Source organism: Sinorhizobium terangae, assembly GCF_029714365.1.
GTDB classification, from domain to species: domain Bacteria; phylum Pseudomonadota; class Alphaproteobacteria; order Rhizobiales; family Rhizobiaceae; genus Sinorhizobium; species Sinorhizobium terangae.
Genome location: NZ_CP121659.1, coordinates 1 through 14162 on the forward strand (window position 1 = coordinate 1; position 14162 = coordinate 14162).

A 14162-nucleotide genomic window follows, 5' to 3' on the forward strand; every position below is an offset into this window, starting at 1 on the left:
ATGCGGCATGACGCACTTTTTGAGCGCGTAAGTCAGCGTTTGAAAGCTCAAGTCGGTCCGGATGTCTTCGCAAGCTGGTTTGGACGTCTCAAGCTCCATTCGATTTCCAAGAGCGTTGTACGCCTTTCGGTGCCCACGACGTTTCTGAAGTCCTGGATCAACAACCGATATCTCGATCTCATCACCAGCCTGTTCCAGCAGGAAGACGGCGAAATTCTGAAAGTGGAAATCCTCGTCCGCACCGCCACGCGCGGTGCCCGCCCGGGTTCCCACGAAGAAGCGATGCCGGCTGCGGCAGAAACGGCTCCGGCGGCCCCGGCACGTCGTCCGGCAGCGGCCCAGCCGATCGCCTCGGTCGCCGCGGCGGCAGTAGCGGCGGTCCAGAAACCGGCCCAGGCGCCGCTTTTCGGCTCGCCGCTCGATCAGCGCTACAATTTCGACAGTTTCGTCGAAGGCTCGTCGAACCGGGTGGCGCTCGCCGCCGCACGCACCATCGCCGAGGCGGGTGCCGGCGCGGTGCGCTTCAATCCGCTCTTCATTCATTCGAGCGTTGGGCTTGGCAAGACGCATCTCCTGCAGGCTATCGCGATTGCCGCTCTGCAGAGCGCGCGGGCGCCACGCGTCGTCTATCTGACGGCGGAATATTTCATGTGGCGCTTCGCGACGGCAATCCGCGACAACGATGCTCTGTCTCTCAAGGAATCGCTGCGCAACATCGATCTTCTGGTGATCGATGACATGCAGTTTCTGCAGGGCAAGTCGATCCAGCACGAGTTCTGCCATCTTCTGAACATGCTGCTCGATTCGGCCAAGCAGGTCGTGGTCGCTGCCGACCGCGCACCGTGGGAGCTGGAATCGCTCGACAGTCGCGTTCGCTCGCGGCTTCAGGGCGGTGTTGCGATCGAGATGGAAGGTCCGGATTACGAAATGCGTCTGGAGATGCTGAAGCGGCGGCTCGAGGCCGCTCGCCAGGATGACGCATCGCTCGATATTCCGACCGATATCCTGTGCCATGTGGCGCGCAACGTCACGGCCAGCGGCCGCGAACTGGAGGGGGCTTTCAATCAGCTGCTCTTCCGCCGCTCCTTCGAGCCTCAGCTCTCGATCGAGCGCGTCGACGAACTGCTCGGCCATCTGGTCAACGCCGGCGAGCCACGGCGAGTGCGCATCGAAGACATCCAGCGCGTCGTCGCCAAGCACTACAACGTTTCGCGCCAGGAACTGGTGTCGAACCGCCGCACCCGCGTCATCGTCAAGCCGCGCCAGATCGCCATGTATCTGTCGAAGACCCTGACGCCGCGCTCCTTCCCGGAAATCGGCCGGCGCTTTGGCGGTCGCGATCACACGACCGTCTTGCATGCGGTGCGCAAGATCGAGGAGATGATCGCCGCTGACACGAAGCTCAGCCATGAGATCGAACTCTTGAAGCGGCTGATCAACGAATAAGCATTCTGTAGGCTGACGCTTACGAACTGGCCCGGCTCCGCCGGGCCTTTTTGTTGCGCGCTTGCTGCAGAGCGGGATGCGCGCGCAAGACCATGCGCGCTTTCCTCACTCGCCGGCGGGCCAATTCCGCAATCGATACATTTTTTTCGCCTCGCTTGTCGGCTATCACTAGCTCCATTCGTCTTCAGACCAGCCGAGGAGATTTCAATGCTTTATGCGGTGCTTTGCTACAACGATGAAAGTGTCACGAGCGCCTGGAGCAAGGAGGAGGACGACAAGGTCATGCGCGACCTTACCGCCGTCCAGCGCAAGTATGTCGAAGCCGGCAAGCTTGGACCGGTTGCGCGCCTCCTGCCGACGACGGCCGCTACCACGCTGCGCCACGCCGCCGGCGAGACAATTGTCATCGACGGCCCTTTCGCCGAGACCAAGGAGCAGCTGCTCGGCTTCTATCTGATCGATTGCGGATCGCTCGACGAGGCCCTCGATTTCGCCCGCGAGCTCAGTGCCGCCAATCCGAGCGCGGGCTCTTACGAGATCCGCCCGCTTTCTCTCTTTAAGCCCGGTGAGCTTCCCTCATGACAGACACTGCCTGGATCGACCTCGCTCTGGTATCTGCCCGGCCGCACGCGATGGGCGCGCTTCTGCGCTATTTTCGCAATCTCGACATGGCCGAGGAGGCCTTCCAGGAGGCCTGCATCCGGGCATTGACGGCCTGGCCGAAGAGTGGCCCGCCGCGGGATCCCGCCGCCTGGCTGATTTTCGTCGGCCGCAACAGCGGCATCGACAAGGTGCGGCGCCAGGCGCGCGAGACGGTGCTGCCGCCGGAGGAACTGCTGTCGGACCTCGAAGACCGGGAGAGCGAGCTCGCTGACCGCCTCGACGGCTCGCATTACCGCGACGACATCCTTCGTCTGCTCTTCGTCTGCAGCAATCCGGCCCTGCCGGCAACCCAGCAGATCGCGCTGGCGCTCCGGGTCGTCTCCGGCCTCTCTGTCAGGCAGATCGCGCGCGCCTTCTTGGTCAGCGAGGCGGCGATGGAGCAGCGCATTACCCGCGCCAAGGCGCGCGTCGCGGCGGCCGGCATTCCCTTCGAGACGCCCGATGCCGCCGATCGCGCCGAGCGGCTCGCGGCGGTCGCGACGATGATCTACCTCGTCTTCAACGAGGGCTATTCGGCGATGAATGGCCCGGAGGGCGTGTCGGCGGATCTTTGTGACGAGGCGATCCGGCTCGCCCGGCTGCTCCTCAGGTTGTTTCCGGCCGAACCGGAAATCATGGGCCTGACGGCGCTGCTGTTGCTTCAGCATTCGCGCGCCAGGGCGCGCTTCGATGCCCACGGCGCCATCGTCCTGCTCGAAGATCAGGACCGGCGGCTGTGGAACAGGGGGATGATCACCGAGGCGCTCGCGATGATCGACAAGGCCATGCGGCACCGGCGCCCCGGCCCCTACCAGGTTCAAGCGGCGATTGCCGCGCTTCATGCGCGCGCCGAGCGTCCCGAACTGACCGACTGGGAGGAGATTGATCTGCTCTATCAGACGCTCGAACGTCTGCAACCGTCGCCCGTCGTCACTCTCAACCGCGCCGTCGCAGTGTCGAAGCGCAAGGGGGCGGAAGCGGCACTGGCACTGGTCGATCCGCTTGGCGAAAGGCTGTCCGGCTATTTCTACTATCACGGTCTGCGCGGGGCCCTGCTTAAGCAGATGGGCCGCGTCTGCGAGGCGCGCGTTGCATTCGACCGCGCCATTTCGCTTGCGACGAATGCAGCGGAGGCCGCCTATATCCGCACGCAGCTCGATCATCTTGCGGCGGAAACGGACCTTGCCGAGGAAAAACAATAAAAATTCGGCTGTCACTGTCGGACTCTGATTTTCCGCGTCGTCCTTAGACCGAAACCACCACGGAGGATTGGAAATGACCGCAGCGACCGACATCAAGCCCGCCGACGAGCGCGAACTGGTGCTCACCCGCCTTATCGATGCGCCACGCGAAAAGGTTTATCGCGCCTTCACGGATGCCGAACTCTTGAAGCAATGGTTTGCACCCTTGCCGTGGACGATCACGGAAGCGGAGCTCGATGTCAGGTCAGGCGGTACCAACCGGTTCGTCATGCGCTCCCCGGAAGGCGAACTCTATCCCAATCAGGGCGTCTATCTGGAGGTTGTTCCGAACGAGAAGCTTGTGCTGACCGACGCATATACGGAAGCCTGGAAGCCTTCGGAGAAACCCTTCATGACGGCGATCCTGACCTTCGAGGATGAAGACGGCAAGACCCGCTACACGGCCCGCGCCCGCCACTGGAGCGCGGCGGACCGGGAGGCGCACGAAAAGATGGGCTTTCACGAGGGCTGGGGTCAATGCGCCGACCAGCTCGCCGCGCTTGTCGCAAAACTCTGACGCGAACGGGCGGTGGCCGACAGCGCCTTGCGTCTTTCAGGCACAAAGATCGATCAAGGAGATGAACCATGTCCGACATCGGAACGAGAACTGCCGCCGCCGACGAGATCCGTGCGGTGATCGAGGATTGGACTGAAGCGATGCGGGTCAAAGACGCGGCCCGCGTGCTTGCCCACGGTACGCAAGATTGCCTCGTCTATTCGCTGGCGCCACCTCTTAAGGAACCAGCAGCGGGCGCCGAGGGCCTTGAGGAGTGGTTCTCGACCTGGAAAGGGCCGCTCGGCTACCAGCTTCAGGAGCTGGAAATTTCGGCAGGCGGCGACGTCGCCTTCGCGACGGCGCTCACCCATCTCTCAGGCGAGAAGCTGGACGGTGAAAAGGCAGCGCTCTGGTTTCGCCAGACGCTGGGTTTGAGGCGCACCGAGAACGGATGGAAGATCGCCCACCAGCACGAATCGGTGCCCTTCTACATGGACGGGAGCTTCAAGGCGGCGATCGATCTCGATCCGAAGTCAGAGGTCGATTGGCAGGCGCCGTCGCGCCCGCCGATGGCCGGCGTCATCGCCTATCTTAACGTCCAGGACGCGAATGCCACGGCGGAATTCTACGGCCGTGCCTTCGGCGCCAGGGAGGTGGACCGCAGATATGCCGAGGACGGCAAACGCCTCATCCACTGCCATCTGACGATCAATGGCGGCGCGCTGATGCTGAACGATCCGTTTCCTGAATTCGGCTATCCCTGGAAGCCGCAGGAAGGCGTCGTCCTGCATCTCGTCGTCGACGACGCGGATTTCTGGTGGAAGCGCGCCGTCGCCGCGGGGGCAGAGGTGACGATGCCTTTGGCGGTCGCCTTCTGGGGCGACTATTATGGCCAGTTCCGCGATCCCTTCGGCGTCCTTTGGGCAATTGTCGCGCCAGTCAAAAAGGATTGACGCAGCGGCCTGCCGATTCTGGCCAACGAGCAGGCAACTTGCGGGACAAGCATCATTCTTGGCCCGCACGAAACGAACTTGCAAAGTGCGCGCTGGAACAGAGCGCAATTTTCGCGGTTCATGCACTACCCTCGCGGGCAACTCTCCGATCCTGCCGAGCGAGGCAATATGATCCTTTACTACCAAACCCATTCGCCCTTTGCGCGCAAGGCACTCGTTTTCGCCCACGAAGCCGGGCTTGCGGGCCGGATCGAGGTCATTCACCACGAAACGAGCCCGACACGACGCAATGAGCGGGTTTATGCCGAAAACCCACTCGGAAAGGTTCCCGTGCTGCTTCGCGCAGGCGGACCAGCGATCTTCGATTCCGATGTGATATGTGCCTATCTCGACACTCTTCATGACGGCAGGAGGCTCATTCCAGAAAGTGGCGAGGCCCGTTGGAACGCCTTGGTTCTGCAGTCGGTCGCGCAAGGGCTGGCGCAAACCGCGATCAATCTCCGTTGGGAGACTGCCCGACGGCCGGAACAGCTGCGCTACGCGACACTTCGCGACGGTTTCGTCGAAAAAATAGAAGCTACCTATGACTGGCTGGAAACCGCGCTGGACCCGACGGTGCCGCTTCATGTCGGTCATGTCGCGCTGGCGACGACCCTCTCCTGGATGGAGTTCCGCGACTTGCCGTCGTTTCGCGCTCGGCCGAAGCTAAGTCGATGGATCGACGAATTCGAGAAAAGGCCTTCGATGCTGGCGACGCCGCTCTTCGGCGAGACACATGATTGACCGCCGTCGCATCCCGGTTTCGTGTCAGCAGGCGAGGTCGGCGACCACCGCGTCGAGGATCAGCATCCCGGCCGGCGTGCAGCGCAGCCGCGAATTGCCGAGCCGTTCGATGAAGCCGTGTTCGATCAGGAACTGTTCACGATCCGGATCGGGATCGCGGCCGGAAAGGCTCTGCCAGCGAGCGAGATCCACACCTTCCCTGAGCCGAAGGCCCATCAACAGGAGTTCGTCGGCTTGGGCTTCAAGGTCCAGCAGTTCGCGCTCGATCATGCCATGGCCCTGCTCTTCGACGAGGCGGAGCCATTCTTCGGGCTTTCGTTCCGTCGCTGTCGCCACCTTGGCGCCGCCGATCGTCAGCCGTCCATGGGCGCCGGGGCCGATACCCGCATAGTCGCCATAACGCCAATAGGTGAGATTGTGCCGGCTTTCCGCACCCGGCCGTGCGTGATTGGACACTTCATAGGCCGGCATGCCGATTGCCGCGGTAATCTCCTGCGTCGCCTCATAGAGTACGGCCGACTGCTCGCCGTCCGGAACGACGAGCTTGCCGGCCTTGTGCAGCCCGTAGAAGGGCGTCCCTTCCTCGATCGTCAATTGATAGAGCGAGAGATGGTCGACCGCATAGGAGACCGCCTCCTTCAGTTCGCGCTCCCACTCCTCGACGGTCTGGTTCGGACGGGCATAGATCAGGTCGAAAGACATGCGCGGAAAAATTTCCCGCGCCAACCGGACCGCCTTCAGCGCGTCCTCGACATTGTGCAGGCGCCCCAGGAACTTCAGATCGCGGTCATTGAGCGCTTGTACGCCGAGCGAGACGCGGTTGACGCCGGCGGCACGATAGCCGTGGAAGCGCGTTGCCTCGACGCTCGATGGATTGGCCTCCATGGTGATCTCGATGCCATCCGGCACGTGCCAATGGCTGGCAATCCCGTTCAGGATTGCATCGACGGTCGCCGGATCCATCAGCGACGGCGTGCCACCGCCCATGAAGATGCTGGTGACCGTCCGTAGACCGGAGAGTTCGCGGGCTTCCGCCATTTCCCGCAGGAAGGCCGTGACGAAGCGCGGCTGGTCTACCGGCTGATGGCGCACATGGCTGTTGAAGTCGCAATAGGGGCACTTTGCCGCGCAAAACGGCCAGTGCACATAGACCCCGAAGCCGGGGTCCATGCCGTCACCGATCGCCGAGAGCGGGGTCACATGCATTGCATTCGTCTTTCAGGCGCCGAGGCAGGTTTCGGCGAACAGCTTGAAGGCGCGGGCGCGGTGCGAAAGGGCGCTCTCGTCGCCAGGCTTCCAGCCATGCTTCTCTTCCGCGGTCATCTCGCCAAAGGTGGTGTCGTAGCCCGTCGGTTGAAAGACCGGGTCATAGCCGAATCCGCTCGTTCCGCGCGGCGGCCAGACGACCTGGCCCTCGACCTCGCCGCGGAAGAGCTCGACATGGCCGTCCGGCCAGGCAAGGCAAAGCACGGAGACGAAGCGCGCGGTCCGGCTCTCGGGCGTCACCGCGCCTTTCTCCTTGAGCGCCTTTTCGACCTTTTCCATCGCCATGCCGAAGTCGCGGGTGCCGTCTTCGCGCTCGGCCCAATTGGCGGTATAGACGCCCGGCGCGCCATCGAGGGCATCGATCGCGAGACCGGAATCGTCCGAGAGCGCCGGCAGGCCGGAGGCCCTTGCCGAGGCAAGCGCCTTGATCGTGGCGTTTTCCTCAAACGTCGTGCCGGTCTCCTCCGGCTCGATGAAGTTGAGATCGGCGGCCGATTTCGCCTCGAAGCCGAGCGGACCGATCAGGTCGCGGATTTCGCGGATCTTGCCGGCATTGTGGCTCGCGACGACGAGCGTCTTGTCATCCAGTTTGCGCATTCTTTTTCTGTTCCATCAAGGCGGCTGCAGCCGCATTCAATCAATCGCCCAGAGGCCCGGCTCCGCGCATTCCAGGCTGTTGCCGGCCGGGTCGCGGAAGTAGAAGGAGCGGGCGCCGTTGGGCCAGCGGATGTCCGCTTCGATTGGAATACCGGCGGCTTCGAGTTTTTCCTTCCATGCGTCGAGCGCCTGCGCGGCGACCCGGAAGCACATGTGCCCCTTGCCCGTCGTCCCGTGGGGCGGCACGGGGAGCGCCGCCCCGGCCGGTGGCGGCTTGATTGTTTCGGCGGGATTGAAGATCAGGAGTATGCCTGCGCCGCAGCGGAAGAACACGTGCCGATTGCCGGCACGGGTGATCCGCTGCAAGCCGAGCAGCGTACCGTAAAAGGCCTCGGCGCGATCGAGATCTTCCGCATAGAGCGCAGTTTCGAGAATGCCTTCCAGCGCCGGGGTCAAATCTCGTCCTTTCGATCAGCCAGCGATTGCCTGCTTCTGCAGCGCAATGAGTTCGGCGATGCCGTTCTTGGCGAGCGACATCAGGCTTGCGAATTCCTCTTCGCTGAAGGGTTTGCCCTCGGCCGTTCCCTGGATCTCGACGAGGCCGCCGCTGCCGGTCATGACGAAATTGGCATCCGTCTCGGCGGCGGAATCTTCGAGATAGTCGAGGTCGATCACCGCCTGGTTGGCGAAGATACCGCAGGAAATGGCAGCGACGTGGTCCTTGAGCACGCGTTCGACCTTGACCATGTTGCGCGCCTCCATCCACTTCAGACAGTCATGGAGCGCGATCCAGGCGCCGGTAATCGAGGCTGTGCGCGTGCCGCCGTCTGCCTGGATGACGTCGCAATCGATCGAGATCTGACGTTCGCCGAGTGCCGGCAGATCGACGACGGCGCGGAGCGACCGTCCGATCAGCCGCTGGATCTCCTGCGTGCGGCCGCTCTGCTTTCCGCTCGCCGCCTCACGTTTCATCCGCTCGCCGGTCGCACGCGGCAGCATGCCGTATTCGGCCGTGACCCACCCCTTGCCGCCATTGCGCAGCCAGGCGGGGACCTTTTCCTCGAGGCTCGCCGTGCACAGCACATGCGTGTCGCCGAAACGCACGAGGCAGGAACCTTCCGCATGCTTGGAAAAATTGCGCTCGAAGGAAACCTTGCGCATTTGGTCGGTTTTTCTGCCGGATGGCCGCATCGTCAACTCCTGTTTTCTCTGCTGAGCCTTCTAGAGCATGGCGGACGCAAAGGGAACCGGCAGATATCGGCTGGGGGGATTGATTTTTCCCTTTTGCCATAACCGGCGCGGCCCACTATATTTCAGCTTGATAGGAATGACTGCTGCACGGAGTGATATGGTACTGCGCAATTCCGGAGCGAGAGAGATCGCGGCGGCGCTGGATGAGCGTTCCGGTGAAATCTTTCGCCGCATTGTGGAGACCTACCTGGAGAGCGGTGAGCCGCTCGGGTCGCGCAATCTGTCGCGGCTGCTGCCAATGTCGCTTTCACCGGCTTCCGTGCGCAATGTGATGAGCGACCTCGAGCATCTTGGCCTCATCTACTCGCCCCATGTCAGCGCCGGCCGCCTCCCGACCCAGACGGGTCTGCGCTTCTTCGTCGACGCTTTCATGCAGGTCGGAAACCTTTCGGCGGAGGAGCGCGCTTCGATCGAACGGCAGGTTCGCCGGGGCGATCGGGACCAGCCGGTGGAAAGTCTGCTCGCCGAGGCGAGCCAGATGCTTTCGGGCATGTCGCGCGGTGCGGGTCTCGTGATCACGACCAAGAGCGATCCGGTGCTGAAGCACGTCGAGTTCATCCGGCTGGCGCCGACCAAGGCGTTGGCGGTCCTCGTGGGCGAACACGATCAGGTCGAAAACCGCATCATCGAGCTGCCGGCGGGCGTCACGAGCGCGCAACTGACCGAGGCCGCCAATTTCCTGAATGCCCATCTTGGCGGGCAAACCATCGCCGAGGTGCGTGCGCAATTGCAAAAGCTGAAAGCCACCGTCCGCGGCGAGCTCGATATCCTGTCGCAGGACCTCGTCGAACGGGGCTTGGCGATCTGGTCCGGCAGCGAAGGCGACGAAAAGCCGACGCGCCTTATCGTCCGTGGCCGCGCCAACCTGCTCGAGGGACTGGAAGGGGCCGAGGACATCGACCGCCTTCGCATGCTTTTCGACGACCTCGAAAAGAAGGACAGCCTGATCGAGCTTCTCGACCTCGCCGAGAGCGGCCCCGGCGTGCGCATCTTCATCGGATCGGAAAACAAGCTATTTTCGCTCTCCGGCTCGTCGCTGATCGTCGCGCCTTATCGTGACAGCGACGACCACATTGTCGGCGCGGTCGGCGTCATTGGCCCGACCCGGCTCAATTATTCGCGGATCGTCCCTATGGTCGATTACACGGCGCAGTTGATGTCGCGCCTGTCGCGTTGAAGCGGCAATTCCGGCTTAGCGGCATTCCACCCTTGATTTTTCGACCCCAAACCTCGATATCGGCTTCAAATCCAGACAAGACCAAGGTCGAGCAAAGCGGCTTGCGCTTGCTTGGCGATGTCGAAGACAGAAAAGAGACATTCCGGAGAACGTCATGACCGACGACACGAACAAACACGGACCTGAGGCGACTGCGGCAGAAGAACCTGTGAACACCGCCACGCCGGAGGCGGAGGTGCAGGAAGTCGAGCCTGCTGCGGCCACGCCGGATCCGCTGGAGCTCGCCAAGGCGGAGAATGCGGAGCTGCGCGACAAATACCTGCGCCTGGCCGCCGAGATGGACAATCTGCGCCGTCGCACCGAGCGTGACGTCAAGGATGCCAAGTCCTACTCGGTTGCCGGCTTCGCGCGCGACATGCTGGCCGTGTCCGACAACCTGCGTCGCGCCCTCGAGGCGATCCCGCCCGAAGCGAAGGAAGCGGGTGAAGCGGGGCTCAATGCCCTGATCGAAGGCGTGGAAATGACCGAGCGCTCGATGCTCGCAGCGCTGGAGCGTCATGGTGTGAAGAAGCTCGATCCTACCGGTCAGAAGTTCGATCCGAACTTCCATCAGGCGATGTTCGAAGTGCCGAACGCCGAGGTTCCAAACAACACGGTCGTCCAGGTCATCCAGGCGGGCTATGTCATCGGCGAGCGCGTGCTGCGCCCGGCGATGGTCGGCGTTTCCAAGGGCGGCCCCAAGGCCGCCGCGACCGAAAACGGCACGCCGTCGGCCTGAGCCTGCCGGTAAGTTGAGGAAATTTGAAACGCCGCGCCTCCTTTGGAGGTGCGCGTTTGTCGTTTCACCGATCCGCTCAGGCAAACAGCTGCCGGAGATGATCGTTGAGGAAGCGGCCTTCGGGATCGACCCGGGCGCGGAGCGCGCGGAAATCGCCGGCGCGCGGATAGAGCGCCGTCACGTCCTCGGCTCCAAGGAAGTGCAGCTTGCCCCAATGCGGCCGCGAGCCGTATTGGCGCAGGATCGTGTCGACGTCCTTCAGGTATTCCCAGTAGTCGGTGCCGGGCTCGCCCGAGACCGACAGCGTGATGGAATCCTGCTCATAGAACGGGCTGATCCAACCGGAATCGCCGGCCGTGAAACGGTACTCGATCGGATAGATGCAGGTCGGATGCTTTTCGAGCATCAGCTTGCGCACCGCCCGGACGGCATCCTTGCCGTGCGCGACGGGGACCGCATATTCGAGTTCGTGGAAGTTGGGTACGTATTCGATCGGGTAGATTTCGGAGGAATAGGCGATCTTTTCGAATGCCTGCTCCATCGGCGGCCGGTCGGTGATGTCGATCACCTTCATCTCGCAGACGTCGGACGTCTCGCCGGTGGTCGAAACCGCAGCCGTGTCCGGCAGGCAGTAGCAATGCCGGCTTTCGGGCACCGGGCACCAGAAGAAGCCGAAATGGCGGTGCTTGGCGGCAAGCTCGTCGTGCTGTTCCATGCACTCGTCGAAGTCGCAGCGCCAGAGCTTCTCATGCAGATTGTAGGCGTCCATCGTCTGAAGGGTAATTTCAGAGATCACTCCGAGCATGCCTACGGAAACACGTGCGGCTTCCAGGAGGTCCGGCGTCGTCTCGTCGACGACGAGAATGCTGCCGTCGGGCTGGACGAGGCGCATGCCGACGATCTGCGAGGCCATGTTTCCGAGCTTGGCGCCGGTGCCGTGCGTGCCTGTCGTCAGCGCACCGGCAAGGGCCTGGCTGTCGATATCGCCCTGGTTGATGAGTGAAAGCCCGCTCGATTTCAGGACCTTGCCGAGCTGATTGATCGTCGTCCCCGCCTTGACGGAGACCCGCTTGCGCGCCTGGTCGATGTTGACCACGCCCTGCATGCCGGAAAGCGTAAGCAGCAGCCCGCTTGTTGCGACGACCGGGGTGAACGAGTGGCCCGATCCGGCGCAGCGGACATTGAGTCCGAGCGCGGTTGCCTCCCGGACCATTTCGGCAAGCGCCGCTTCGCTCTCCGGTGCGCCCTTGTGGCGCACGATGCATGATTGGTTTCCGACCCAGTTGCGCCAGTGGCCGCCCGAATCCAGCATTCCTGTCTCCCCTCTTTCAGACTGCCGTGAAGCAATTGTCAACGAACAGATGCGTACCGTTGACGAAGCTCGCCTCGTCGCTTGCCAGGAACAGGGCGGCGTTCGCGACCTCCATCGGGTCGCACATCCGCCCCTGCTGGGCGGCGATCGCCGCCTCGGACACGTCGACGCCGTATTTGCTGAGGCCTACGATCTCACGCTTGCCGTGGTCGGTGGCGATGAAGCCGGGGCAGACGGCGTTGCAGCGGATACCCCGGTCGCGGAATTCGACGGCGATTGCACGGGCGAACATGTGGCAGGCGCCCTTGGTGGTGTCATAAAGCACCTCCATCGGCGTTGCGGCGACGGCGGAGATCGACGAGGTGCAGATGATGCTGCCGCCACCCGCCTTGAGCATGCCCGGGAGAACCGCTTTGGTCATCAGGAACATGCTCTTCACGTTCACGGCCATCAGCCGGTCCCACTCCGCTTCTTCCGTTTCGAGGAAAGGGCCGACCGCAAGTATGCCGGCATGGTTGAAGAGCACGGTGATCGGACCGAACGCGCTCTCGACGGCATTGACCGCGGCAGTGACCTCGGCGGACACGGAAACGTCGGCAGCGGCGAAGACGGCTTCGCCGCCCTCGGCCCGGATCGCTGCCGCCACCTCTTCGCCCTTGCTCTTCGGCAGGTCGACGATGCCGACCTTGGCGCCCTCGCGAGCAAAGAGCTGCGACGCCGCCAGCCCGCATCCGCCGGCGCCCCCGCTGATCAGCGCAATTTTTCCCAAAAGCCTGCCTGCCATCACGCTTCCCCTTTCCGCCCGCTTGAGCTTGGCGCTGTAGGCAGGCCGTCATCGCATGTTTCGGCAATTATTGTTGACGAAGCGGGGGCTGTCGATATCCCATGGGGGATACGGAGACGGGGGGACGCTCAAGCGATGCTGGCACGGGAATCGGCAGACATCTCCACGATGATCAGGTTTATCGGCACGCCGGATTTCGGCGTCGCGCTCGATGCCATGCTGCGCGCGATCGCGCCCTTCGACCTGTCGGTCGTCTTTGCCTTTCCCTATGATGCACGCCCGATCCTGCTCCACGACGGCTACACGCATGGCGTCTCGCCGCAAGCATTGAAGGCCTATCTTGGTGGCGCCTATCTGCTCGATCCGTTCTACGTTGCCTGCAACAATGGCCAGCCGGCAGGTCTGTGGCGGATGCGGGAGCTTGCGCCCGACCGGTTCTTCCAGTCGAACTTTTCGTCGTCGAGCGAGGTGCATCCCTGCGTGTCGATGGAGTCCGGATCATTGATCGAGGAGGTGGGCTTCGTCGTTCCGCTCGGCGAGGCGACGCAGGCGACCTATTCCCTGATGCGCTGCCGCGATGGTGCGCCCTTCAGTGACCAGGAACTGGAGCGGCTGAGGCTCTACGAGCCGATCGTGCGTGAGGCGATCCGGTCGAACTGGCGTCAAAGCGGCATGGCGGTAGCGGGCGCGGCGGGAAACGCGTCCGATGCCATGGAGCGAGCCTTCGACAGTCTGTGTGCGGACCGGCTTACCAGGCAACAGCGCACGATCGTCCGGCTGATCCTGCGCGGCCACAGCAATCTATCAATTGGAAAGACGATGAATATCGCCGAAGGCGCGGTTCGGATCCACCGCAAGAACATCTATCGTCGCCTCGGCATTTCCGGCCAGGGCGCATTGTTTCGGATTTTCATCGATCATTTGAACCGCCGTCAGCTTTATTGACGGCGGCCGTTCATGCGGCGTGCGAAGTCGTGTCGTCGTTGAGCAGCGTGTAGATCGCGCTGGCGGAGTCGCTCGCCCTGATCTTCGCGACCATGTCGTGATCGCGAAGCACGCGAGCAATGCGCGAGAGCGCCTTCAGATGATCGGCACCGGCGCCTTCGGGCGCGAGCAGCAGGAATACGAGATCGACCGGCTGGTCGTCCAACGCCTCAAAGTCGACGGGCGTGTCGAGCCGCGCGAAGATGCCGACAATCGAGGGAAGGTTGTTGAGCTTTCCGTGCGGGATGGCGATGCCGTTGCCGACCCCGGTGGAGCCGAGCCGTTCCCGCTGCAGAATGACGTCGAAGATTTCACGCTCCGGAAGTCCGGTGAGTTTGGATGCTTTTGCCGCCAATTCCTGAAGGAGTTGTTTTTTCGAGTTGGCCCTCATGGCCGGGATAATTGCATTTTGATGCAGCAAACCTGCCAATGCCATTCTTTTGTCCTCGTTC

Annotated in this window: 16 protein-coding genes; 9 read left to right on the plus strand and 7 right to left on the minus strand. The window is 62.8% G+C overall.

Annotation, left to right across the window (positions count from 1 at the left end; genetic code table 11):
• The 6 genes from dnaA (at position 1) to QA637_RS00030 (ending at position 5561) form a co-directional block, all read left to right on the plus strand.
• The gene (gene dnaA / locus QA637_RS00005; RefSeq protein ID WP_234887101.1) at positions 1 to 1446 is read left to right on the plus strand and encodes a chromosomal replication initiator protein DnaA; all 1446 of its coding nucleotides are present in this window, start codon (positions 1 to 3) and stop codon (positions 1444 to 1446) included.
• A gap of 207 nt (positions 1447 to 1653) precedes the next feature.
• A complete protein-coding gene (locus tag QA637_RS00010; protein WP_153442584.1) occupies positions 1654 to 2028 on the plus strand; it encodes a YciI family protein in 375 nt (124 codons plus the stop codon).
• Positions 2025 to 3290, plus strand: coding sequence for an RNA polymerase sigma factor (locus QA637_RS00015; protein ID WP_283062769.1), 1266 nt, complete (start codon positions 2025 to 2027; stop codon positions 3288 to 3290). The genes QA637_RS00010 and QA637_RS00015 overlap by 4 nt, the downstream gene beginning before the upstream one ends.
• 73 nt (positions 3291 to 3363) lie before the next feature.
• On the plus strand, positions 3364 to 3846 hold the full coding sequence (locus tag QA637_RS00020) for an SRPBCC family protein (protein WP_136506721.1): 483 nt from the start codon (positions 3364 to 3366) through the stop codon (positions 3844 to 3846).
• A gap of 68 nt (positions 3847 to 3914) precedes the next feature.
• Positions 3915 to 4778: a nuclear transport factor 2 family protein gene (locus QA637_RS00025; RefSeq protein ID WP_283062772.1), complete on the plus strand. Its 864-nt coding sequence runs from the start codon at positions 3915 to 3917 to the stop codon at positions 4776 to 4778.
• A gap of 168 nt (positions 4779 to 4946) precedes the next feature.
• Positions 4947 to 5561: a glutathione S-transferase gene (locus tag QA637_RS00030; RefSeq protein WP_283062774.1), complete on the plus strand. Its 615-nt coding sequence runs from the start codon at positions 4947 to 4949 to the stop codon at positions 5559 to 5561.
• Positions 5562 to 5585: 24 nt separating this feature from the next.
• On the opposite strand, the gene hemW is transcribed toward QA637_RS00030, so the two are convergent.
• Genes hemW through rph form a run of 4 tightly spaced genes read right to left on the minus strand, consistent with a single transcriptional unit; the run spans position 5586 to position 8615 of the window.
• The gene (gene hemW, locus QA637_RS00035; protein ID WP_283062776.1) at positions 5586 to 6767 is read right to left on the minus strand and encodes a radical SAM family heme chaperone HemW; all 1182 of its coding nucleotides are present in this window, start codon (positions 6765 to 6767) and stop codon (positions 5586 to 5588) included.
• A 12-nt stretch (positions 6768 to 6779) separates the two neighbouring features.
• Positions 6780 to 7424, minus strand: coding sequence for an RdgB/HAM1 family non-canonical purine NTP pyrophosphatase (rdgB, locus tag QA637_RS00040; protein WP_283062778.1), 645 nt, complete (start codon positions 7422 to 7424; stop codon positions 6780 to 6782).
• A gap of 36 nt (positions 7425 to 7460) precedes the next feature.
• Positions 7461 to 7880, minus strand: coding sequence for a VOC family protein (locus tag QA637_RS00045; RefSeq protein ID WP_153442590.1), 420 nt, complete (start codon positions 7878 to 7880; stop codon positions 7461 to 7463).
• A 15-nt stretch (positions 7881 to 7895) separates the two neighbouring features.
• Positions 7896 to 8615, minus strand: coding sequence for a ribonuclease PH (gene rph / locus QA637_RS00050; protein ID WP_153442591.1), 720 nt, complete (start codon positions 8613 to 8615; stop codon positions 7896 to 7898).
• 157 nt (positions 8616 to 8772) lie between these two features.
• Here rph and hrcA point away from each other — a divergent pair, with 157 nt between their 5' ends.
• Positions 8773 to 9852 carry a heat-inducible transcriptional repressor HrcA gene (gene hrcA, locus QA637_RS00055; RefSeq protein ID WP_153442592.1) on the plus strand — a complete coding sequence of 360 codons (1080 nt, stop codon included), beginning with the start codon at positions 8773 to 8775 and terminating at the stop codon, positions 9850 to 9852.
• A gap of 154 nt (positions 9853 to 10006) precedes the next feature.
• Positions 10007 to 10630 carry a nucleotide exchange factor GrpE gene (gene grpE, locus QA637_RS00060; RefSeq protein WP_153442593.1) on the plus strand — a complete coding sequence of 208 codons (624 nt, stop codon included), beginning with the start codon at positions 10007 to 10009 and terminating at the stop codon, positions 10628 to 10630.
• 76 nt (positions 10631 to 10706) lie between these two features.
• Here the strand turns inward: grpE and QA637_RS00065 are convergent, their stop codons facing one another.
• Both QA637_RS00065 and QA637_RS00070 read right to left on the minus strand, forming a co-directional pair.
• Positions 10707 to 11942 (minus strand): D-arabinono-1,4-lactone oxidase, encoded by a 1236-nt coding sequence (locus tag QA637_RS00065; RefSeq protein WP_283062779.1) that lies wholly within the window; start codon positions 11940 to 11942, stop codon positions 10707 to 10709.
• A 16-nt stretch (positions 11943 to 11958) separates the two neighbouring features.
• Positions 11959 to 12726, minus strand: a complete 768-nt coding sequence (locus QA637_RS00070; RefSeq protein ID WP_283062781.1) for an SDR family NAD(P)-dependent oxidoreductase — start codon at positions 12724 to 12726, stop codon at positions 11959 to 11961.
• A gap of 135 nt (positions 12727 to 12861) precedes the next feature.
• Between QA637_RS00070 and QA637_RS00075 the strand changes: the two genes are divergently transcribed.
• Positions 12862 to 13671, plus strand: coding sequence for a response regulator transcription factor (locus QA637_RS00075; RefSeq protein WP_283062783.1), 810 nt, complete (start codon positions 12862 to 12864; stop codon positions 13669 to 13671).
• A gap of 10 nt (positions 13672 to 13681) precedes the next feature.
• Here the strand turns inward: QA637_RS00075 and ptsN are convergent, their stop codons facing one another.
• A complete protein-coding gene (ptsN, locus tag QA637_RS00080) occupies positions 13682 to 14146 on the minus strand; it encodes a PTS IIA-like nitrogen regulatory protein PtsN (protein WP_153442597.1) in 465 nt (154 codons plus the stop codon).
• Positions 14147 to 14162 lie beyond the last annotated feature (16 nt).